Origin of the sequence: Thioclava sp. F36-7 (assembly GCF_002020075.1) — a bacterium.
Taxonomy (GTDB): domain Bacteria; phylum Pseudomonadota; class Alphaproteobacteria; order Rhodobacterales; family Rhodobacteraceae; genus Thioclava; species Thioclava sediminum.
Genome location: NZ_MPZR01000001.1, coordinates 35,063 through 56,317 on the forward strand (window position 1 = coordinate 35,063; position 21,255 = coordinate 56,317).

The 21,255-nt window shown below is 63.7% G+C and carries 20 protein-coding genes; 11 read left to right on the plus strand and 9 right to left on the minus strand.

Going from position 1 to position 21,255, the window contains the following annotated elements; translation table 11 throughout:
* Nucleotides 1-38: 38 nt before the first annotated feature.
* Nucleotides 39-677 carry a leucyl/phenylalanyl-tRNA--protein transferase gene (gene aat / locus BMI89_RS00175; RefSeq protein WP_078569371.1) on the plus strand — a complete coding sequence of 213 codons (639 nt, stop codon included), beginning with the start codon at nucleotides 39-41 and terminating at the stop codon, nucleotides 675-677.
* Here aat and BMI89_RS00180 read toward each other — a convergent pair.
* The 5 genes from BMI89_RS00180 to BMI89_RS00200 form a co-directional block, all read right to left on the minus strand.
* Nucleotides 641-1,051, minus strand: a complete 411-nt coding sequence (locus BMI89_RS00180) for a DUF2155 domain-containing protein (RefSeq protein WP_078519540.1) — start codon at nucleotides 1,049-1,051, stop codon at nucleotides 641-643. The genes aat and BMI89_RS00180 overlap by 37 nt on opposite strands.
* Complete coding sequence (mlaD, locus tag BMI89_RS00185; RefSeq protein WP_078519541.1) at nucleotides 1,048-1,518, minus strand: outer membrane lipid asymmetry maintenance protein MlaD; 471 nt, start codon at nucleotides 1,516-1,518, stop codon at nucleotides 1,048-1,050. The genes BMI89_RS00180 and mlaD overlap by 4 nt, the downstream gene beginning before the upstream one ends.
* 12 nt (nucleotides 1,519-1,530) lie before the next feature.
* Nucleotides 1,531-1,905, minus strand: a complete 375-nt coding sequence (locus BMI89_RS00190) for an NADH:ubiquinone oxidoreductase subunit NDUFA12 (RefSeq protein ID WP_078519542.1) — start codon at nucleotides 1,903-1,905, stop codon at nucleotides 1,531-1,533.
* Nucleotides 1,906-2,197: 292 nt separating this feature from the next.
* Nucleotides 2,198-3,463, minus strand: a complete 1,266-nt coding sequence (gene clpX, locus BMI89_RS00195) for an ATP-dependent Clp protease ATP-binding subunit ClpX (RefSeq protein ID WP_078519544.1) — start codon at nucleotides 3,461-3,463, stop codon at nucleotides 2,198-2,200.
* Nucleotides 3,464-3,581: 118 nt separating this feature from the next.
* Complete coding sequence (locus BMI89_RS00200; RefSeq protein ID WP_078519545.1) at nucleotides 3,582-4,211, minus strand: ATP-dependent Clp protease proteolytic subunit; 630 nt, start codon at nucleotides 4,209-4,211, stop codon at nucleotides 3,582-3,584.
* Nucleotides 4,212-4,433: 222 nt separating this feature from the next.
* On the opposite strand from BMI89_RS00200, the gene BMI89_RS00205 reads away from it, so the two are divergent.
* The gene (locus BMI89_RS00205; RefSeq protein WP_078569372.1) at nucleotides 4,434-7,040 is read left to right on the plus strand and encodes a methyl-accepting chemotaxis protein; all 2,607 of its coding nucleotides are present in this window, start codon (nucleotides 4,434-4,436) and stop codon (nucleotides 7,038-7,040) included.
* A gap of 42 nt (nucleotides 7,041-7,082) precedes the next feature.
* Here BMI89_RS00205 and BMI89_RS00210 read toward each other — a convergent pair whose 3' ends face one another.
* The gene (locus BMI89_RS00210; protein ID WP_078569373.1) at nucleotides 7,083-8,381 is read right to left on the minus strand and encodes a urate hydroxylase PuuD; all 1,299 of its coding nucleotides are present in this window, start codon (nucleotides 8,379-8,381) and stop codon (nucleotides 7,083-7,085) included.
* Nucleotides 8,382-8,503: 122 nt separating this feature from the next.
* The gene (uraH, locus tag BMI89_RS00215; RefSeq protein WP_078569374.1) at nucleotides 8,504-8,860 is read right to left on the minus strand and encodes a hydroxyisourate hydrolase; all 357 of its coding nucleotides are present in this window, start codon (nucleotides 8,858-8,860) and stop codon (nucleotides 8,504-8,506) included.
* A 326-nt stretch (nucleotides 8,861-9,186) separates the two neighbouring features.
* Here uraH and BMI89_RS00220 point away from each other — a divergent pair, with 326 nt between their 5' ends.
* The 5 genes from BMI89_RS00220 to BMI89_RS00240 are packed head-to-tail and all read left to right on the plus strand — an operon-like array spanning nucleotide 9,187 to nucleotide 13,905.
* A complete protein-coding gene (locus BMI89_RS00220; RefSeq protein WP_078569375.1) occupies nucleotides 9,187-9,990 on the plus strand; it encodes a UDP-2,3-diacylglucosamine diphosphatase in 804 nt (267 codons plus the stop codon).
* Nucleotides 9,987-11,126 (plus strand): ceramide glucosyltransferase, encoded by a 1,140-nt coding sequence (locus BMI89_RS00225; RefSeq protein WP_143593776.1) that lies wholly within the window; start codon nucleotides 9,987-9,989, stop codon nucleotides 11,124-11,126. Before BMI89_RS00220 ends, BMI89_RS00225 begins: the two co-directional genes overlap by 4 nt.
* 4 nt (nucleotides 11,127-11,130) lie before the next feature.
* A complete protein-coding gene (locus tag BMI89_RS00230) occupies nucleotides 11,131-11,706 on the plus strand; it encodes a VTT domain-containing protein (protein WP_078546427.1) in 576 nt (191 codons plus the stop codon).
* Nucleotides 11,703-12,446: a glycosyltransferase family 2 protein gene (locus BMI89_RS00235; RefSeq protein WP_078569376.1), complete on the plus strand. Its 744-nt coding sequence runs from the start codon at nucleotides 11,703-11,705 to the stop codon at nucleotides 12,444-12,446. Before BMI89_RS00230 ends, BMI89_RS00235 begins: the two co-directional genes overlap by 4 nt.
* Before the next feature lie 34 nt (nucleotides 12,447-12,480).
* Nucleotides 12,481-13,905, plus strand: a complete 1,425-nt coding sequence (locus BMI89_RS00240; RefSeq protein ID WP_078569377.1) for a dihydrolipoyl dehydrogenase — start codon at nucleotides 12,481-12,483, stop codon at nucleotides 13,903-13,905.
* On the opposite strand, the gene BMI89_RS00245 is transcribed toward BMI89_RS00240, so the two are convergent.
* Nucleotides 13,902-14,654 (minus strand): 3-keto-5-aminohexanoate cleavage protein, encoded by a 753-nt coding sequence (locus tag BMI89_RS00245; RefSeq protein ID WP_078569378.1) that lies wholly within the window; start codon nucleotides 14,652-14,654, stop codon nucleotides 13,902-13,904. The two genes, BMI89_RS00240 and BMI89_RS00245, sit on opposite strands and share 4 nt — an antisense overlap.
* Nucleotides 14,651-15,973, minus strand: a complete 1,323-nt coding sequence (locus tag BMI89_RS00250) for an aspartate aminotransferase family protein (RefSeq protein WP_078569379.1) — start codon at nucleotides 15,971-15,973, stop codon at nucleotides 14,651-14,653. The genes BMI89_RS00245 and BMI89_RS00250 overlap by 4 nt, the downstream gene beginning before the upstream one ends.
* Nucleotides 15,974-16,114: 141 nt before the next feature.
* On the opposite strand from BMI89_RS00250, the gene BMI89_RS00255 reads away from it, so the two are divergent.
* The 4 genes from BMI89_RS00255 (at nucleotide 16,115) to BMI89_RS00270 (ending at nucleotide 21,162) form a co-directional block, all read left to right on the plus strand.
* Nucleotides 16,115-16,978: a MurR/RpiR family transcriptional regulator gene (locus BMI89_RS00255; protein ID WP_246831940.1), complete on the plus strand. Its 864-nt coding sequence runs from the start codon at nucleotides 16,115-16,117 to the stop codon at nucleotides 16,976-16,978.
* A gap of 57 nt (nucleotides 16,979-17,035) precedes the next feature.
* Nucleotides 17,036-18,010, plus strand: a complete 975-nt coding sequence (locus BMI89_RS00260; RefSeq protein WP_078519556.1) for a TAXI family TRAP transporter solute-binding subunit — start codon at nucleotides 17,036-17,038, stop codon at nucleotides 18,008-18,010.
* Nucleotides 18,011-18,118: 108 nt separating this feature from the next.
* Entirely contained in the window at nucleotides 18,119-20,734 is a 2,616-nt protein-coding gene (locus BMI89_RS00265) for a TRAP transporter permease (protein ID WP_108722302.1), read from the plus strand.
* Entirely contained in the window at nucleotides 20,731-21,162 is a 432-nt protein-coding gene (locus BMI89_RS00270) for a universal stress protein (protein ID WP_075776036.1), read from the plus strand. The genes BMI89_RS00265 and BMI89_RS00270 overlap by 4 nt, the downstream gene beginning before the upstream one ends.
* Nucleotides 21,163-21,255 lie beyond the last annotated feature (93 nt).

Below are 21,255 nucleotides of genomic sequence, written 5' to 3' on the forward strand. Positions count from 1 at the left end.
TGGCGAGCCTAGGCGTAACGGGAAAACCGGGCAAGATAATGACGGACAGGTTGAGCGCGGAACTACTTTTGGCGGGCTATGCGCAGGGCATCTTTCCGATGGCCGAAAGCCGCGACAATCCGCAATTGCATTGGTTCGACCCGGCTCTGCGCGGGATCGTCCCCTTGGACAAATTCCACATTTCGCGCTCTCTGGCGAAGGTTATCCGGCGTGGCGATTACAGTATTACAACAAACGCGGCATTTCGGGGCGTGGTCGAAGGTTGCGCGGATCGAGATGAGACGTGGATAAACGGCCCGCTCTTCACGCTCTACGACCAACTCCACGCCGCGGGCTTCGCGCATAGTCTGGAGGTCTGGCAGGACGGCACACTCGCGGGTGGCATTTTCGGGATCACATTGGGCGGCGCGTTCTTCGGCGAGAGCATGTTCTCGCGGCGGCCCAATGCCTCGAAAGTGGCGCTGACCTATCTGGTGGACCGGCTGCGCCAGACCGAGTTCAGCTTGCTCGACACGCAATACATCACGCCGCATCTGGCCTCGATGGGCGCGGTCGAAGTGACCCGGATCGAATATCGCGCGCGTCTGGCTCAGGCTCTGACGCGGGAATGCGATTTCACCTCAGGCGTGACCCCTGCGCCTCAGTCGCTTTTACAGCGGATGACCCAGACGTCGTAACGCGGGTGATCGAGCGCCGAGAGCGCGGGGCTGGAAGCGATCATCCAGCCGGAGAAATCAGGCTGCGGCTTGTCCTCTTCGGTCACCGTCACATAGGCATAGGCATCCGAGGACGGATCGTCGGCCGGGTAACGGCATTCGCGCAGCGTCACCTTGATGAACCCGTATTTCACGCTCTGCCCGACATTCAGATTGATGTCTGAGGCGATGCCCGAGACCTTGTCGAGCCCGCGCAGCATCGCGCCCGTACCGTCGGCCAGCCCTTTCGCGGGCTCGTCCTGCGGGATCTGGTCGTCCGGCGTCGTTTGCGTGAAGTCCTGCGCCGCAGCGAGCCCGGGAACGAGCGCCGCGATCAAAACCAAAGCGCGGATCATTGCGCCCCCTCCCCTGCGCCGTCGCCACTGCCGCCACCTGCGAATTTCAGCATCAGGTTCAGCATCGAGACCGCGCTTTGCGTGTCGAGAATTTCATCGCCGGGCTTGAGATCGTCGATCGCCCCGCCCGGGATCAAGTCGATATAATTCGAGCCCAGCAGCCCGTCTTGCGTAACCGCGATAACCGTATCCTCGGGCAGCGCGACGCCGTTTTTCACCGAAATCGTGGTATCGGCGAAGAAGGTCTTCGGGTTGAGCGCGACGTTCGTCACCGTCCCGACCTTCACGCCCGCAAGCCGCACGTCCGTGCCTGGCACGACGCCCCCGATCGACCGGAAGGAGGCATGCAGCGGATAGGAGCCGCCATCGGCGCCAATGCCCATGCCGCGCCCTGCCCAGACCAGAAAGCCCAGGGCCACGACCAGCACGATCGCGCCGGTGATGATCTCGGTGCGGTTTTCGCTCATAGCGGGTTGGCCTTACTCGGGCTGCCAAGCCTCGTAATCGCGACGCTCGACCGGATGCGCGAGGCGAATCGACCCCGGCGGCACATAGGCCGCTTCGGTGCCGGTGTGGTTTGCCTCATGCGGCTTTTCCCAAGGCTTGTGGGCCAGCGGCTTGTCGGTCGGCGGCTCGTCATAGGTGAAGTGCATCCAGCCATGCCAATCCGGCGGGATACGGCTCGCTTCGCTTTCACCGTTATAGATCACCCAGCGGCGCTTGGCGTCCTTGGTGCGGTAATAGATATTGCCTTGCTCGTCCTCGCCAACTTTCACGCCCTTGCGCGCGGTGAAAAGCTGCGTGCCGACGGTCGAGCCGTTCCACCAGGTGAGAATTCGAAGCAGAAACTTCATGGGGCAACCTCCGCAATGCGTCTCGCCTGTTATATCCGTTGGGGCGTCGAGGTCCAGTGCCCGTGCGGGGATCAGGGCGCCTACGAGGCGGAATTTGGTACCTCAAGCACCAGACGGTTAAGAAATCGGTTCGCCGGGCGGTCCGCCGCAATGAGCCATTCGCTCCCGCACGCCTGTCTATGGGAGGTGTAGCGAAGCCTCTCCGAAGCATCATGGCCTACGTGAAACACATGGCAAAAACAAAAGGGCGAGCCGAAGCTCGCCCCTCGTCTAATCCTTGGCAGCACCGCGATCAGCTCGCCGATTTGCCTTCTTTCTTGGCTTCAGCATAGATCAGCAGCGGCTTGGCGTCGCTCTGGGTCACGGCCTCTTCGTTGACCACGACCTCTTCGACCTCTTCCATGCCCGGCAGTTCGAACATCGTGTCGAGCAGGATGTCTTCCATGATCGAACGCAGGCCACGTGCACCGGTCTTCCGCTCGATCGCCTTCTTCGCGATGGCGGTCAGTGCATCGTCGGTGAAGGTCAGCGACACGCCTTCGATCTCGAAGAGACGCTGATACTGTTTCACCAGCGCGTTCTTCGGCTCGGTCAGGATGGTCACCAGCGCCTCGGCATCGAGATCGGTGAGCGTCGCGATGACCGGCAGACGCCCCACGAACTCGGGGATCAGGCCGAATTTCAGAAGATCTTCGGGCTCGAGCTCCTTGAACAGCTCGCCGATATTACGCTCTTCGCTATCCTTAACATCCGCCCCGAAGCCCATCGCCGAGCCCTTGCCGCGCTGCGCGATGATCCGGTCGAGGCCCGCAAAGGCGCCACCACAGATGAACAGGATGTTCGTCGTGTCGACCTGCAGGAATTCCTGCTGCGGATGCTTGCGCCCGCCCTGCGGTGGCACGGAGGCCACGGTGCCCTCCATGATCTTCAGAAGCGCCTGCTGCACACCCTCGCCCGACACGTCGCGCGTGATAGACGGGTTGTCCGACTTACGGGTGATCTTGTCGACCTCGTCGATATAGACGATGCCGCGCTGCGCCCGCTCGACGTTGTATTCCGAGGCCTGAAGCAGCTTGAGGATGATATTCTCGACATCCTCGCCCACGTAACCGGCTTCGGTCAGCGTGGTCGCATCCGCCATCGTGAAGGGCACATCGAGGATGCGCGCCAGCGTCTGGGCGAGAAGCGTCTTGCCGCAGCCCGTCGGACCGATCAGCAGGATGTTCGACTTCGCCAGTTCGATGTCGGTCTTCGTGCCGTGATTGAGGCGCTTGTAGTGGTTGTGCACCGCGACCGAGAGCACGCGCTTGGCATGTTCCTGACCGATCACGTAATCGTCGAGCACCTGGCAGATATCGCGCGGGGTCGGCACGCCATCGGTGGATTTCAGCCCAGCCGATTTCGTCTCCTCGCGGATGATGTCCATGCACAGCTCGACGCATTCGTCACAAATGAACACGGTCGGGCCCGCGATCAGCTTGCGGACCTCATGCTGGCTTTTGCCGCAGAACGAGCAGTAGAGCGTGTTCTTGCTGTCGGAGCCGTTCGAGTTCGCCATCTCTTACCTCTGCTGCCCGGGCTGCCCCCGGGCTTCGTGAATTGGCCTGTCCCATCAAGACTAGGACAGGCCAACCGTCACCTCAATGTCAAAATCGCCCCGAAGTTAAGCGGGAGGATCACTTTTCTCCGTCGTCGCTGACGCGGCTCTCGAGGATCTCGTCGATCAGACCCCAGGACTTCGCTTCTTCGGCGGACATGAAGTTGTCGCGCTCGAGACCGGCCTCGATCGTGTCGTAGTCGTTGCCGGTGTGCTTGACGTAGATTTCGTTCAAGCGACGCTTGAGTTTCTCGGTCTCGCGGGCGTGGATCATGATGTCGGTCGCCTGGCCCTGATAGCCGCCCGAGGGCTGGTGCACCATGACGCGGCTGTTGGGCAGCGAGAAACGCATCCCCTTTTCGCCCGCGGTCAGCAGCAGCGAGCCCATCGACGCCGCCTGCCCGATCACCAGGGTCGAGACCTTCGGCTTGATGTATTGCATCGTGTCGTAGATCGACAGACCGCTCGTCACCACGCCGCCCGGCGAGTTGATATACATCGCGATCTCTTTCTTCGGGTTCTCGGCCTCGAGGAAGAGAAGCTGCGCGCAGATCAGGGTCGACATGCCGTCATGGACCGGCCCCGACAGGAAGATGATGCGCTCTTTCAGCAGGCGCGAGTAGATGTCGTAGGCACGCTCGCCGCGCGAGGTCTGCTCGACCACCATCGGCACCAGCGTGTTCATGTAAAACTCGTGGGGATCTTTCATCTCGGCCCTTCCTGGTCGTTCGACGCTGTTCATAGCGTGTGATCTTTACAGAAGTCTTAGTGACCGCATCGGGGACCTTCAAGGGCGCTGACCCCGCGCGAAGGGCTGCCGCGGCGCAAATATTGGCCGTCGGCGGGTGCGTGTTAATCGCATGGAAAGGGTCTGGACGTAGCGTGTCGGCGATTTTGCGGGAATGCGCCCGTGTGGAAAAATGAGGCGGACATGTCCAAATCCGAGGCTGGTGCAAGCGCCTGGCACACCGTGATGCTCAAATTGCTGATCCTGATCGCGATCGCGGGGATCGTGTTCGCGGCGTTGATGACGCTCCTCACGATCAATTCGAACCATCGTCGCGCCAATGAGGCGGCGCGGGCACATCTCGACCAAATCCTGCCGATGCTTGGCGATTCGGTGACGGATGCGCTGATCACGGGGCGGGTTGCGGATGCGACGCATGAGTTGGAGAACGTGCTCGCGGGCTCGGACGGTGCAGGCCAATCCGCAATCGCGCTCAACAGACGCGGCACCGTTATGACCGAGGCTGGCGCGCCCGATCCCGCGCTTGTCGCTCTGGCCCAAAGCGCGCTTGAGAACAACGACAGGGCGATCTCGGCAGATGGGCTGAGCGAGGCGATTCCACTGCGCATTTCCCCGGAGGATCCGCCGATCGCCGCGATTGCCCTGCGCTGGAGTCCGGCCCCCGCCATCGCTCGCGCGCAAAAGGACATGGTGCGCAACCTCGCTTTCACCGCTTTGATTTTCGCGGGCATTCTCGGCGGTGTGATGCTGGGCGCGCGCTGGCTGATCACCCGCCCCCTCACCCGAGTGACGGAGGCGATGCGCTCCGTGGCCGGGGGGCAACTCGATACGGACATCCCGGCTACCGATCGCCGCGACGAAATCGGTGCGATCGCCCGCACTCTGGGGACCTTCCAGTCCGAGCTCGCGACCGCCGAATCGCATAACCGTGCCGCACGGATGCATAGCGCCGCGCTCGAAAGCGCCACGGTCGCGATCATTCTTACCAACAACGACCACGTCATCACCTTCGCCAATGAGGCGGCCGCGGAATTGCTGCGACCCTTCGCTGCGGAAATCCGCGACCACAATCCAGATTTCGATCCCGACAAGCTTTTGGGAACGCGCGCGGATCGCATCTTGCCGGCGGGCACGACAACGGCCGCCGCCCTCGACGATGGCGCGCGGGACACACTCACGCTCGAAGGACGGATGCGTGCCGGGGCGATTCTCGCCCTCGTCAGCCCTGTCACCGACGAGGCCGGGGAGAAGATCGGCCATGTCTCGCAATGGCGCAACATCACAGAAGAACAGCGAAACGCCTCTCTGATTTCCGCGATCGACGCCAACCTGCTGCGGGTCGACCTGCGCCCTGACGTGACGATCGACACGGTCAACGACGCATTTGCCGAGGTTTTTGGTGCACCCCGCGCAAAGATGGAGGGAATGTCCGTCGCCGGTCAGATCACCTTCGAAGGGCAGCCAGTCTGCGAAATCCTCCAGCGCGACCCCCAGCCCTTTGCGGGCATGCTCGTGCTGCGCTGCGCCGACGGCCGTCAGGCCTGGCTCGAAGGCTCGATCAATCCGATCCTCGATACGGACGGCAAGATGGTCATGTTCAGCGTTCTTGCGAGCGACCGAACGCAACAACATCTGGAAGCCGAAGCCCGGCGGGCCGAGCGAAGCGCGATGATGGCCGCCCAACAGAACATCGTGGAGACGCTGAAATCGGCCTTGGCCGGGCTCTCCGCCGGGGATCTCATGGCCGAGATCACCACCGAATTCGAAGGCGACTACAAGGCTTTGCGCAACGATTTCAACAGTGCGATCGGTGATTTGCGGTGCGCGATGCGCAAGGTGCTCGACAATGCCGGATCGATCCGCATCGAGGCGCGGCAAATCTCGTCCAGCTCCGATGACATGGCGCGGCGCACTGAACGGCAGGCAGCCACGCGCGAAGAAACCGCTGCTGCGCTCAACGAGATCACCGCCTCTGTCGAGGCCGCCGCCCACGCCGCCGGTCGCGCCAACGACCTCGTCGAGACCGCCCGGCGCAGTGCCGAACAAAGCGGCCACGTCGTGTCAGAGGCCGTGCAGGCCATGTCGGAAATCGAGCAGAGCTCGGAGCAAATCAGTCGGATCACCAGCGTCATCGACGAGATCGCCTTCCAGACGAACCTGCTCGCCCTGAATGCCGGGGTGGAAGCCGCCCGCGCTGGCGAGGCCGGGCGCGGCTTCGCCGTCGTCGCCTCGGAAGTGCGCGCTCTCGCGCAACGCTCCTCGGATGCCGCACGCGAGATCGCCGAACTGATCGCGAACTCCTCGGCGCAGGTGAAGCGCGGCGTCGGGCTCGTAGGCCAAGCGGGCGATGCGCTCGGCGGCATCCAGTCCTCCGTCTCCGACCTTCTCGCCTATGTCGCGGACAGCGCAAATGCGACGCAAGAACAAAGCGCGGGCCTGACCGAAATCAACTCCGCCGTGACGCAGCTCGATCAGGTCACCCAACACAACGCCGCCATGTTCGAAGAAGCGCTCGCCGCGAGCCAGGTCCTCGAACGCGAGGCGATGGAACTCGGCGCGGCAATGGGCCAATTCAAACTTGGCGCGGCCGCTTCGGATGAGGGAGACGATAGCACATCGCTTTCAGAAAGAGCGGCTGCGGCAGAAACCTCCCCCGAAACATCCGGGCCCACAGCATCCGCGCCGCAGCAATCAGCCCGCCCCAAATCGGCTCAGCAGGTCAGCGTGTCGGGCAACACCGCGCTGGCGGTGCCACCTCCGCCCAAAGATGACGGTTGGGAGGATTTTTAACCGACGAAGGAACTAGCTGAACGCCTTGGCGCGGGACGCCAATCAGGACGCGTTGGGATGGGGTGCTGGAATCATGGCTTCCGCCCGATCAGTCTCCCCTACTCCTTTCGTCCCGGCCTCGCCCGCACGGAACCAAGCCCGGATGGCGGCGCGCTCCTGCGGCTCCATGTAGCTCAAATTCGCGGGGGGCATCGCATCGGTCAGCCCGGCTTGCACATAAATCTGACGTGCGGCGGCGGCAATTTCGCGCGGTGTCTCCAGCTTGATATTCTTGGGCGCATGTCCGATCCCTTCATATCCGGGCTCGCTCGCATGGCACATCGAACAGCGCCCCATGACGATCCCGCTCACCTCGTCGAAGCCGGGCGCCGCGGCGAAGCGTTGTTCGAAGGGGGTAAGCATCGCGCTATCCTCCATGTCCTCGCCAGCATCCGCTTTCGGGATCGAAGACAACCAGACGATCGCGACGAAAAGCGCCGCGGTCGCCCCCCATGTCCACCACGGTTTCCCCTTATGGGCGTGATGGGTGTTGAAGAAATGCCGGATCGTCACGCCCATCAGGAACACCAGAGAGGCGATCAGCCAGTTATACGCGCTCGCGAAGGCCAGCGGATAATGGTTCGACAGCATCAGAAAAATGACCGGCAGCGTCAGGTAGTTGTTATGGGTCGAGCGCTGCTTGGCGATCTTGCCGTATTTCGGGTCGGGCGTGCGCCCCGCCATGAGATCGGCGACCACGATCTTCTGGTTCGGAATGATGATCAGGAAGACGTTCGCGGTCATGATCGTCGCGGTGAAGGCGCCCAGATGCAGCAGCGCCGCGCGGCCTGAGAAGACCTGCGTGTAGCCCCAGGCCATCGCGACGAGAATGACGTAGAGGCCCAGCATCAGCCGCGTGTTGTTCTCGCCAAAGCTCGACTTGCAGATCAGATCATAAAGGAGCCAACCCAGCGCGAGCGAGCCGATCGAGATCAGGATCGCCCCCCAGACCGGCAGCTCCATCACCCGCGGGTCGATCAGGTAGAACTGCGCCTGCGTCCAGTAGAGCACCACCATCATCGCAAAGCCCGAAAGCCACGTCATGTAGCTTTCCCATTTGAACCATGTCAGCCGGTCGGGCATCTGCGCGGGTGCGACGAGGTATTTCTGAATATGGTAAAAGCCGCCGCCATGGACCTGCCACGCCGCGCCATGCACCCCCTTGGGGGCACCGGGCTCGGGCACCAGCCCCAGATCAAGCGCGATGAAATAGAAGGACGACCCGATCCACGCGATCGCGGTGATCACGTGCAGCCAGCGCACCGCGAACTGCACCCATTCCAGAAAAAACGTGTAATCCATCCGTCATCCCTCGTTTTGCGCTCAGAGTTTCCCAAGCCACGCCCGAGCGCAAGCGATGGCGCGGCGGAACCGCCCGAATTTTGTCCGGTTGCTCAAAACGCAAGCAGATGGAGGCCCCGCGCTCAGCTGCCGCGATACGTGGAGTAGCCGTAGGGCGAGAGCAGAAGCGGCACATGGTAATGCGCCTCGGCGTCATTCATGCCGAAGCGGATCGGTATTTCATCGAGGAACAGCGGCTCTGCCGCCCCCTGCCCGCTCGCCCGCAGATAGTCACCCGCGGCGAAGACCAGCTCGAACTGGCCGGTGCGAAACCGCTCCACCGGCAGGATCGGCGAGTCGGTGCGGCCATCGCCATTCGTCACCATCTCGGCCAGCACCTCACGGTCGACCCCGTTGAGCGCGAAGAGTGTGATCTTGAGCCCTTCCGCCGGGCATCCCCGTGCCGTGTCGAGCACATGGGTGGTCAGATATCCTGCCATCGCGTTCTCCTTCGCCAATCGTCGAGACCGCGATCACTATGCTTTCGGGTGAAACAAACCGCAAGATATCGTGCGCTCACCGGAAGTTGCTTAGTATTTCACATCCTTATGGTTGATCACCGCACAGCTGCCTCTAGGTGACATTACAGGTTCACGTAGCCGTCACATCCATGTCACGTCGAAAGGCGATGGGCAGCGCAGCAACGAGCGGAAGGACCCTATGGGCAACAACATACAGCCTGTGATTTTCCCGACTGTTTCCGCTCCGCTTCTCCGCGCAGGCGCCGGGTGCCTGCCCCTCCCTGCAGATCCACCGGAGATGTGACATGAGCCGATCGCGCCATCACAACAAACAACGCTACCGCAGCCTTTTCCTGTCGGACTTCCACCTCGGATCGCGGGGGTGCAGCCCCGGCCCGATCCTCGACTTCCTGCAAAGCGTGCAGGCCGACGCGATCTACCTCGTCGGCGACATCCTCGATCTCTGGCATGGCGGGCCCGTGCAATGGGGCGACATTCACGCCGAGATCATCGAGACCCTCGAAGCCCATGCCGAAGCCGGGACGCGCATCGTCTATCTGCCCGGAAACCACGATGCGGCTTTGCGCTCGCCGGGGATGAATTTCCTCAGCTTCGAGCTTACCGAAACGGCGCTGCATGTTGGCGCGGACGGGCAGCGCTACCTCATCGTACATGGCGATCAATGCGATGCGCGCATCCTGCGCTGGCACGCGATGACCCGTTTCGGGAGCCGGATGGACGCGCTGTTCCGCGGCATCGATGCCTGGCTGCGCCGCCGCCGCGACGTGTCCGAGACCGAGCGCACCTTGATCCAGCTCGCGATCGAAGGGATCAATCACCTGATCGCGCGCGGCTCGGGGTACGAGCATCGTCTGATCGCGATGGCCTCCGAGGCCGGGGTCGACGGGATCATCTGCGGCCACTCGCACAAGCCCGCGTTGCGCGATGTCGACGGGATGACCTACGCCAATTGCGGCGACTGGGTAGACAGCCTGACCGCCTTGGCCGAGGATAGTTCCGGCGCGTTGCAACTTCTTCAATGGGGCGCGGAGCCCGCAGCGGTCACCGAGACCGGCACCCGCCCCGCAGTCGCAAAGGTTCGCGCATGACGATCGTTCTGCTGTCCCTTGCCGCCCTTCTGGGCATCACCCTCACGGCGCATCTGCTTAGCGCTGCAATGACCGCATGGCGCGAGTCCCGCCCGCCGAAGCCGGTGCCCGACGAGTTGCCCTTCATCGCCCTGATGCGCCCGGTCTGCGGGGTCGATCCCTTCGATGCCGAGACGCTGGGCTCTTCCTTCAACCTCGACTATCCGAATTACGAGGTGATCTTCTGCGCGCCCTCCGAGCGCGATCCCGCCTGCGCGCTGGTCCGTCGCCTGATCGAAGAGAACCCGCAGGTGCGCGCACGGCTTCTGACCGGGCTCGACGCGGTGTCGGGCAATCCGAAGCTGAACAATCTGCACAAGGGGCTGTCGGCGACCGAGGCGGAGTGGCTCGCGATGGCCGACAGCAATCTGCTGTTACCGCGCGACTACCTGCAGCGGCTGGTTGCGGAATGGCGGCCGGGCACGGGGCTCGTGTCCGCCCCACCGGTGGCCGAGCGCCCGGGCAATCTCTGGGGCGCGGTGGAAGCGGCATTTCTCAACACCAATCAGGCGCGCTGGCAGGTAGCGGCCGACATGATCGGGATGGGGTTCGCGCAGGGCAAATCGCTGTTCTGGCGGCGCGACATCCTGATGGCGGGCGGCGGTTTCGCGGCGCTCGGGCGTAACATGGCCGAGGACGTGGCCTCGACCAAATTGGTGCGCCGTCAGGGCCTGAAGGTGCGGTTGACGCGGCACCTCTTCGCACAACCGATCGGGACGCGCGCGGCCCGGGAGGTCTGGGACCGCCAGCTGCGCTGGTCCAAGGTGCGCCGCGACGGCTTCGTGATGATTTTCGCAGCCGAAATCGCGCAAGGTCCATTCCTACCCTTCCTCGCCGCACTTGCCCTCGCCGCTTTGGGCGCGATGCCTTGGATCGCCCTGCCGCTTCTGGTGGCGCTGTGGTACGGTGCCGAGGTGCTGCTCGCCCGGATCGCGGGCTGGCCCGCCTCGGCGCGCGACATTGCGGGTTTCGCGATCCGCGACGCGATGCTGCCCGCGCTGTGGCTGATGACATGGTTCGGGCGCGATTTCACCTGGCGCGGCAATGACATGACCCACCGGGACGTCGCCCGCAGCGACGCCCCCGTCACGGAGTAACCTGATGATCGGCCTTGAGACGATCTCCGTATTGATGGCGAAACACGGTCTGGCCGTGCTCGCGCCGATTGCGGTGCTCGAAGGGCCGATCGTGACGGTGATCGCGGCGTGGCTCGCCAGCCAGAACATGTTCTCGGTCTGGTCGGTCGCGATCATCGTGATCCTTGCCGATCTCGTCGGCGATCTGGGGCTCTATGCGCTTGGCCGATGGGGTCTGAACCGGATGCCCAAGAAGTGGCGCGACAAGCTGGGCCTCAGCCGCGCGCGGCTCGTGAGTGCGGCGCGGCACTTCCAGAACAAAGGGGTCAAGACGCTGGTCTTCGGCAAGCTGACCCATTCGGCGGGCGCGCCGGTGCTGGTCGCAGCCGGGGTCGCGCGGATGAATTTCTGGGTCTTCATGCTGACCAACCTGATCGCGACGATCCCGAAATCGCTGGCCTTCGTGGCGCTCGGCTATTGGCTCGGCTCGCATATCGGGAAGATCGACAGCTGGCTGTCGAAAGGCTCGCTGATCCTGCTGGTCGTGATCATTCTTGGTGGCACGATCTGGTTCTTTCGCCGCAAGAGGTCGCACACATGACGACGATCACCTGCATTCTGCCTGCCTATAACGAGGCCCCGCGGATCGGCGCGGTGCTAGAGCGTGTGCTGGACCATCGCCAGATCGCCGAGGTGATCGTGATCGACGACGGCTCGAGCGATGGCACCGCCGAGATCGCCGAAGGCTATCGCGACGCCCATCCGCATCTGCGAGTGCTGCGCCAGACACAGAACGGCGGGAAAACGGCCGCCGTGGCCGTCGGGATCGCGGAGGCCGCGGGCAGCCACCTGCTGCTGCTCGACAGCGATCTGCTGGGGCTGACCCATGCCGATCTGGGCGCGCTGATCGCGCCGGTGACCAATGGAGAGGCCGATGTCACGATCAGCCTGCGCCGCAACGCGCCGCGCATCTGGCGGGTGATCGGGCTCGATTACATCTCGGGCGAGCGGGTGATCCCGCGCGAGATGCTGGGCGAGCGGCTGGAGGCCCTCAACGCCCTGCCCCGCTTCGGGCTGGAAGTCTTCATGAACCGGCTGTGGATCGCAGAGCGCGCCCGGATCGCCGTCGTCTCCTGGCCCGGCGTCGACAGTCCGATGAAATCCGCGAAGCTGGGCAACTGGCGCGCAGGCGTCGCCGCCGACGCACGCATGATCCGCGATATCTTCCGCACCATCGCGCCGCATCGCGCGCTCGGCCAGATCGCTGCGATGCGCAGCCTGCGGGTTCGCGGCGAGGCGCAGGCTTTACCGCGCAAATGGTTGGAACGTATACCTCGCTGAACGGTTCGGTTCACGACAGATCAGCGGAGGTTTCATGTCACAACACGCGCGCGTCGTTATCATCGGGTCTGGCTCGGCCGGACTGTCTGCCCTGCGCGAAGTGCGCCATGCGACCGATGACTTCCTGATCGTCAACGACGGCCATTGGGGCACGACCTGTGCCGAAAGCGGCTGCATGCCCTCCAAGGCGCTGATCGAAGCCGCCAACGCCTTCCACCGCCGCCACGATTTCGAGGCCTTCGGGATTTCCGGCGCCGAGGCGCTGCGCATCGATGTGCCCGCCGTGATGGCGCGGATGAAACGGATGCGCGACGGGTTCACGAAATCGCCGCGCAAGGTCCCAAAAGCCCTTGGCGACAAGGCTATCTCGGGCCGCGCGACGCTCCTCGGCCCGAACCGGATCGAGATCGCGGGCCATGGCGAGGTCACCGCCGATGCGATTATCCTCGCGACGGGTTCGTCGCCGGTGCTGCCGGGGCCTTGGAAGACCTTCGGCGAGCGTATCCTGACCACCGACACTCTGTTCACTCTCGACGATCTGCCCAAGCGGATCGCGGTGATCGGCATGGGTGCGATCGGGGTGGAGCTGGCACAGGCGATGGCGCGGATGGGGATCGAGGTCGCGGGTTTCGACGCGCTGGAAAGCGTCGCCGGCATGACCGACCCGGAGGTCGCAGCGGTCTTGCGCGACGCGATCGCGGCGGAGCTGCCGCTGCATCTGGGCGCCCCGGCGGAGATTTCCGAAGGCAATGCGGGCAACCTCATCGTGAAAGGCGCAGACGGCGCAGAATTCGAGGCCGATGCCGTGCTCGCCGCGATGGGACGCAAGCCCAATATTGCGGGGCTCGGGCTGGAGACGCTGGGCGTGCCGCTCGACGATCACGGGATGCCCGAGGTCGACGCTTCCACCACCCAGATCGGCGATCTGCGGGTGTTCCTCGCAGGCGACGCGAATGCCATTCGTCCGATTTTGCACGAGGCCTCGGACGAGGGGCATATCGCGGGGCGCAACGCCGTGGCCGACGCCCCGCGCTGCTATCGCCGCCGGACCTCGATGGCCATCGCCTTCAGCGCGCCCAATGCGGTGCGCGTGGGGCAAAGCTTCAAGGATCTCGACGGGCAGGACATCCTGATCGGCAGCGCGGATTTCGCGACGCAATCGCGCGCCCGGCTGGCCGAAGAGGCGTATGGCATGCTCCGCGTCTATGCCGAGCCCGAAACCGGCAAGCTGCTGGGCTGCGAGATGGCGCTGCCCGAGGGCGAGCATTTCGCGCATCTCTTCGGCCTCGCGATCCAGTCGGGCATGAGCGTTTTCGACATGCTGGCGATGCCCTTCTATCACCCGGTGATGGAGGAAGGACTGCGGAGCGCCCTGCGCGAAATTTCCAAGCAGCTTCCCGAGGAAGACCGCTCGGACCTCTCCGATTGCCCCGAGAAAGGGCATCCGGCGCTCGATTAAAGGGCTGCGATCTCGGCCACGCGCGCGGCATTGTCGGGCGCGGTGGTGCCGTCCGCCATCACCAGCGAGTTCTCGAACCCGACCCGCGCCTTGCCGCCCTTGGCGAGCGCATTGCGCAGGCAGTCGGTCTCGCCCGAGCCGAAGGCGCAGATCGCCCAGTCGGGCGTGATCGCCTCGGCCTGCATCCAGTCGAGGAACGGATCGAGCATCGCCGGCGTCGAGACCTGCCCCGCGACATAGCGGCCCATCACGAAGATCAGTTGCAGCCCGGGATCGCGCAGCAGGCGATCCGGCAGAACATGCACCAGCGCCTCGGCATCCTCGCGGGAATAGAGGATATGCTGGATCGCGACGCCACGTTCCGCCGCCTCTTCGTAGAAGCGTATTGCCTGCAATTCGTGGTCGCGCAGCATCTCGCGCGCCGAAACCGAGACCATCTGCGCGCCCGAGTTCAACGCGACATAGCGCTGATGCCCCGGTTCGTAGCGCCCCGCGGCCTCGGTGGTGATCTGGATCGCCATCTGGCCCAGAAGCGGGCGCAGATGAGCCAGCGCCTCGGCATAGGCGCCACTATCGAGCAGATGCCCGCCCGCGTCGTCGCGCAGATGCAGATGCAGCGCCCCTGCCCCGGCGTCGCGGCAGGCCAGCGCGGTCTGCGCAATCTCGTCCAAGGTGATCGGCAGCGCCGGGTGATCGGTCTTCGTCTTGGTCGCCCCGTTCGGCGCGACCATGATATGCGGCAGGCTCACCCGAGAACCTCGCGGATCGCGGTGCCGAGCTTGTCCACCAATTCCCCGATCTGGTCGTCGGTGATGATGAAGGGCGGCGCGAGCAATATGTGATCGCCGCGCTGGCCGTCGATCGTGCCCCCCATCGGATAGCAGACGAGCCCGGCCTCGAAAGCCGCCGCCTTGAGCTTTTTGTTGATGGCTTTGGCCGGGTCCATCGGCTCTTTCGTGGCGCGGTCGGCCACGATCTCCAGCCCGCGGAACATGCCGCGCCCGCGAATGTCGCCGATATTGGGATGCTGGCCGAACGCCTCGCGCAGCGCCACGTCGAGCACTTCGCCCTGCTGCGCCGCCCGCGCGACCAGTCCGCCCTCGGTCAGCTTCTTGACCACCGCATCGCCCGCAGCGGTCGCGGTCGGGTGGCCGATATAGGTGTGGCCGTGCTGGAAGAAGCCCGAGCCGTTGACGAAGGCGTCGTAAATCTCGGAGGTGCAGAGCGCCGCCCCGATGGGCTGGTAGCCCGCACCGAGCCCCTTCGCGATGGTGACGATATCGGGCGCGATCCCGTCCTGCTCGCAGGCGAACAGCGTGCCGGTCCGGCCCATCCCGCACATCACCTCGTCGAGGATCAGCAGGATGCCGTATTGATCGCAGATTTCGCGGATGCGCTTGAAATAGCCCTTCACCGGGGGCACCGCGCCCATCGTGGCGCCGACGACCGGCTCGGCGATGAAGCCGATGACGTTCTCCGCCCCGAGGCGTTGAATCTCGGCCTCCAGCTCGTTTGCGACGCGCAGACCGTATTCCTCGGCGGTCTCGCCTTCCTCGCGCCAGCGGTATTCATGCACGGGCGCGATGTGGCTCACGTCGATCAGCAGCGGGTTGAACTTCTCGCGGCGCCACGCATTGCCGCCAGCCGCGAGCGCGCCCAGCGTGTTGCCGTGATAGGACTGGCGGCGCGCGATGAAATGCGACCGGCTCGGCTCGCCCTTCTCGACGAAATACTGCCGTGCCATCTTCAGCGCGCTCTCCACCGCCTCCGATCCCCCGGACGTGAAATAGACGCGATCCAAGCTCCCCGGCGCGTGAGCGATGAGGCGATCTGCCAGCCGTTCGGCGGGTTCGGAGGTGAAGAAACTCGTGTGCGCGAAGGCGATATTGTCGATCTGAGCCTTGATCGCCGCAGTCACGTCAGCGTCAGAGTGACCGAGGCAGGACACCGCCGCGCCCCCGGACCCGTCGAGATATCGCTTCCCGTTGGCATCGAGGATGTAGATACCGTCGCCCTTTACCGCCAAGGGCGGATTGGACTTCGTGTGGCGGGGGAATACGTGACTCATATCGGTCCCTCCTTCGGGACAAGAATGCGTGAGGATCGCTGATTACCCCATGAAACATATGTTTTACGCATTGACAATATATGAAACAATTGAAACGGTCACCTCAACGCGATAACTGGTGATGGAACCTGGGGAGGAGCATTGTCCGGCAGTTTCGAACAGCGATTGGCTGCGCAATATGGCAACCTTTCCACGCGCTTGCGTGAGGCGGGAGACTATATCGCAGACAACCCGGTGAGCATCGCCACCCGTTCGCTGCGCACGCTGGCGAGCGAATCGAACCTTGCGCCCGCGACCTTCACCCGCCTCGCCCATGCGCTCGAATACGAGAATTTCGAAGAGCTGCGCGAGACCATGCGCGACCAGATCGGTCGCCGTGTCTCCCCCTTCGCAGACCGCGCCGATCGGCTGCAAAAGGATGCCGTCGATCCGCAGAGCAGCTTCCTCAACCGCTATGCCGCAGCCACGCAGGACAATATCGCAGCCCTGACCGCCGCGATCGAGCCGGGACGGCTCGAGGCCGTGGCCGACACGCTCGCCGCCGCCCGCCGGGTGGTGCTGCTGGGCGCGCTCGGTTCGACGGGGATCGCGGAATACACCGCCTATATCGCCAATTTCCTAGGCGATAGCTGGGAGCTGGGCGCGCGGGCGGGTTCGTCGCTGGGCGCCACGCTTGCCGGGCTCGATGAGCGCGACGCGGTTCTGGTCATCACCAAGCCGCCCTTCGCGCGCTCCACCATCCGCAGCGCGATCCATGCCCATGAACAGGGCGCCTATGTCGCGCTGATTACCGACAGCCGCAGCTGTCCGGCGCTGCATGCGGCCGATGAGACTTTCATCGTGCCCACAGACAGCCCGCATTTCTACACGAGTTACGTCGCCACGCTGTTCTTGCTCGAAGCAATTCTGGCGTTGGTGGCGAAGCGCGCGGGACCCCGCGCAACCGAACGGATCGCCGAGGTCGAACGGCGCAACAGGCTTCTCGACGAAGTCTATGCGCGCTGACCGAAGCGGGCCGTATCTTTGAACCGAGACCCAAAAACGACCAACGGGAGTTACTCAATGAAAAAGTTCTTCAAACTCGGGGCCATCGCGGCCGTCGCCGGTGCGCTGTTCGCGCCCGCGGCGAACGCAGCCGACGAGACCTTCATCACCATCGGGACCGGCGGTGTGACCGGCGTTTACTACCCGACCGGTGGCGCGATCTGCCGCCTAATGAACAAGAGCCACAAGGAAACCGGCGTGCGTTGCTCGGTCGAATCCACCGGCGGTTCGGTCTACAACATCAACACCATCCGTTCGGGCGAGCTGGACTTCGGCATCGCCCAGTCGGACTGGCAGTACCACGCCTACAAGGGCGACTCGAAGTTCTCCGATCAGGGTCCGTTCGAGAAGCTGCGCGCGGTGTTCTCGATCCACCCCGAGCCCTTCACCGTCGTCGCGCGTGCCGATAGCGGCATCAAGAACTTCGCCGACCTCAAGGGCAAGCGCGTGAACATCGGCAACCCCGGTTCGGGTCAGCGCGGCACCATGGAAGTGCTGATGGACGCGATGGGCTGGAAAACCTCGGACTTCGCGCTCGCAACCGAGCTGAAGGCTGCCGAGCAGTCGAAAGCGCTCTGCGACAACCAGATCGACGCGATGGTCTACACCGTGGGTCACCCTTCGGGTTCGATCCAGGAAGCCACCACCTCGTGCGACGCGACCCTCGTGAACGTCACGGGTGACGCGGTCGACAAGCTGGTCGCCGACAACCCCTACTACGCGAAAGCCACCATTCCGGGCGGCATGTATCGCGGCAACCCCGACGACACGCAGACCTTCGGTGTGCGCGCGACCCTCGTGACCTCGGCGGATGAGCCCGATGATGTCGTCTACGCTCTCGTGAAGTCGGTCTTCGACAACTTCGACGAGTTCAAGAAGCTGCACCCGGCCTTCGCGCATCTGACGCCAGAAGAGATGGTCACCAAGGGCATCTCCGCTCCGATCCATCCGGGCGCTCTGAAGTACTATAAGGAGCAGGGCTGGATTAAATAAGCCCTGCGTATAACTGGGCGGGCGCGCTTGCGTGCCCGCCTTTTTTAGTTTCAGCTTTAAGATCATGCCGGAACAGGCGGACGGCCCTGAGGGCCGCTAGGGGGAACGATGGCGGAAAATCGCGCCTTGAACGAACAGGAATTACAGGAGCTCGTGCAGGCTTCTGACAGCGGGGCGCGCAGCCCCAAGGGTTGGGTCGGGCTCATGGTCGCCGTGGTGGCGCTGAGCTGGTCGATCTTTCAGGTGCTTCTGGCCTCGCCCATCGGGCCCTATGTGCTGCCGGGCGACCTGATCAACAACGCCCGCCAGATCCATCTGGCCTATGCCATCTTCCTCTCGGCGATGGCCTATCCGCTGTTCAAATCTTCACCCAAGGACCATGTGCCGTGGTATGACTGGATCCTCGCGGTCGGCGGTGCGCTGCTCTCGATGTACGGCTATTTCTTCTACCAGAAGATCGTCGACAATGGCGGGCTCGCGGATATGCAGGACGCCTATATCTCCGTCCTCGGCATAATCTTCCTCTTCATCGCAGCCTATCGCACGCTCGGGCCCATCATGGTCCTGCTGGCGATCGTGTTCCTGTGCTACGTCTTCTTCGGCTCTTCGGAGTTCTTCCCCGAACAGATCCGCTGGGCCGGCGCGAGCCTGCGCAAGGCCATGTCGCATATGTGGATCACCTCCGAGGGCGTGTTCGGCATCGCGCTTGGCGTCTCGACCAAGTTCGTCTTCCTCTTCGTGCTGTTCGGCGCGCTCTTGGAGAAGGCCGGCGCGGGCAACTACTTCATCCAGATGGCCTTCGGCGCGCTCGGCCACCTGCGCGGTGGCCCGGCAAAAGCCGCCGTCGTGGGCTCTGCCGCGACCGGCCTGATCTCGGGCTCGTCGATCGCGAACGTCGTCACCACCGGCACCTTCACCATTCCGCTGATGAAGCGCGTGGGCTTCTCGGCTGAGAAGGCGGGTTCGGTCGAAGTGGCCTCTTCGGTCAACGGCCAGATCATGCCCCCGGTGATGGGGGCCGCCGCCTTCCTGATGGTGGAATATGTCGGCATCTCCTATCTGGAGGTCATCAAACACGCCTTCATCCCGGCGATCATCTCCTACATCGCACTGTTCTACATCGTGCATCTGGAGGCGGTGAAGAACCGGATGCCGACGATCGGCGACCGCGTGGTCTCGGTCTGGCGTACGGCCTTTGGCATGTTCGCCTTCTTCGCGGGCTTCGCGGCTCTGTGCTACGCCACCCAATTCCCGGTGCGCCTCATCACCTCGATGGTGCCCGAGGGCGCGGCCTGGGTTCTCGCCCTGCTCGTCGTCGTGGTCTATCTCGGCCTCGTCTGGGTCGCCGCGAAAGCGCCCGATCTGGAGCCGGACGATCCGAATTCGGAGATCGTGAAGCTTCCCGAGATCAAGGACATCTACAAGGCGGGCCTCTACTACCTGCTGCCGATCGTCGTGCTGGTCTATTTCCTGATGATCGAGCGCAAATCGCCGGGCCTGTCGGCCTTCTGGGCCTCGTTCCTGCTGTTCTTCATCCTGCTCACGCAGAAACCGCTCAAGGCGATGTTCCGTGGCGAGAGTGCGCCCATGAGCCGCTTCCGTGAAGGCGTTCTCGACCTGATCGGCGGCATGATCGACGGCGCGCGCAACATGATCGGGATCGGTCTGGCCACGGCAACTGCCGGGATCATCGTGGGCACCGTCTCGCTGACCGGGATCGGTCAGGTGATGGCCGATTTCGTCGAGTTCCTCTCGGGCGGCAACCTGATCCTGATGCTGATCTTCGTGGCGATCCTGTCGCTGATCCTCGGGATGGGCCTGCCGACCACGGCGAACTACATCGTCGTCAGCTCGCTGATGGTGGGCGTGGTCGTCCATCTGGGCGCGCAATCGGGCCTCGTGGTGCCGCTGATCGCGGTGCACCTGTTCGTGTTCTACTTCGGGATCATGGCCGATGTGACACCACCTGTGGGGCTGGCGAGTTTCGCGGCGGCGGCGGTCTCTGGCGGCGATGCGATCAAGACGGGTTTCACCGCCTTCTTCTATTCGCTGCGCACGGTCGCCCTGCCCTTCGTGTTCATCTTCAACACCGACCTGCTGCTGATCGACGTGACCTGGTATCAGGCGATCTTCGTCTTCATCGTGGCGACGATCGGTATCCTCGTCTTCACCGCAGGCACGATGGGCTGGTTCATCACCCGTTCGAAGATCTGGGAGACGGTGGCGCTGCTTCTGATCGCGTTCACCCTGTTCCGTCCCGGCTATTTCATGAACATGATCGAGCCGCCCTATAACGAGGTGCCGCCTGCCAATATCACGCAGCGTCTCGACAAGGCGCCGGTCGGTCGCGAATTGCGGCTGGTCTTCTCGGGGCCCGATTACACAACGGGCGATCCGAAGGATATGACCGTGCTGGTCAAGGTGCCCGAGGGCGCGACGGGTCAGGACCGGCTCGACAAGCTCGGCCTGAGCTTCACCGAGACGGACGGCAAGATGGTCGCGGACGAGCCGATGTTCGGCACGGAGCTGCAGACCAAACTGCAGGGCTTCGACTTCTACGGCGACAATCCCGTCACCCTGTCCAACGTGAAGGTGCCGAACGATCAGCTTCCGAAAGAGCTGATGTTCATCCCCGCCTTCGCCCTTCTCGCGCTCATCGCTTTCCTGCAAAATCGGCGCAAGGAAGACGATGACGCAGCCTTTGCTGAAGGAGAACCGGCATGACCAATACCATTCTCTGCGCGATCGACATGAACCGCCCCAAGACAGAGCGCAAAGTGCTCGAATGGGCGGCGCGGCTGGCCAAGATGGAAGACGCCCAGCTCGACGTGATCACCGTGGTGCCCGATTACGGCTCGGCGGTGGTCGGGGCCTTCTTCTCGGACGATCACACCGCGAAGGCGAAGGAGCATGCGCGCGAACTGCTGCATGACTTCGTCGCTGAGGTGGTCGGCCCCGAGGTGAACGCGAAGGTGCGCCACATCGTGGGCGTCGGCACCGCCTATCACGAGATCCTGTCGCTGGCCGAAAAGGACGGCGCGGACATGATCGTGCTCGGGGCGCACCGCCCCGATCTCAGCGATTACCTGCTCGGGCCGAACGCCGCGCGGGTCGTGCGACACTCGAATTGCTGCGTCTTCGTCGTGCGCTGAGCGCGCGACCGACGCCGAAAGCTAAGGGCGCGCCCGGACGATGGGCGCGCCCTTTTTCTATCGGAGCCCGGATCAGGCGGCCCCGGAACAGGC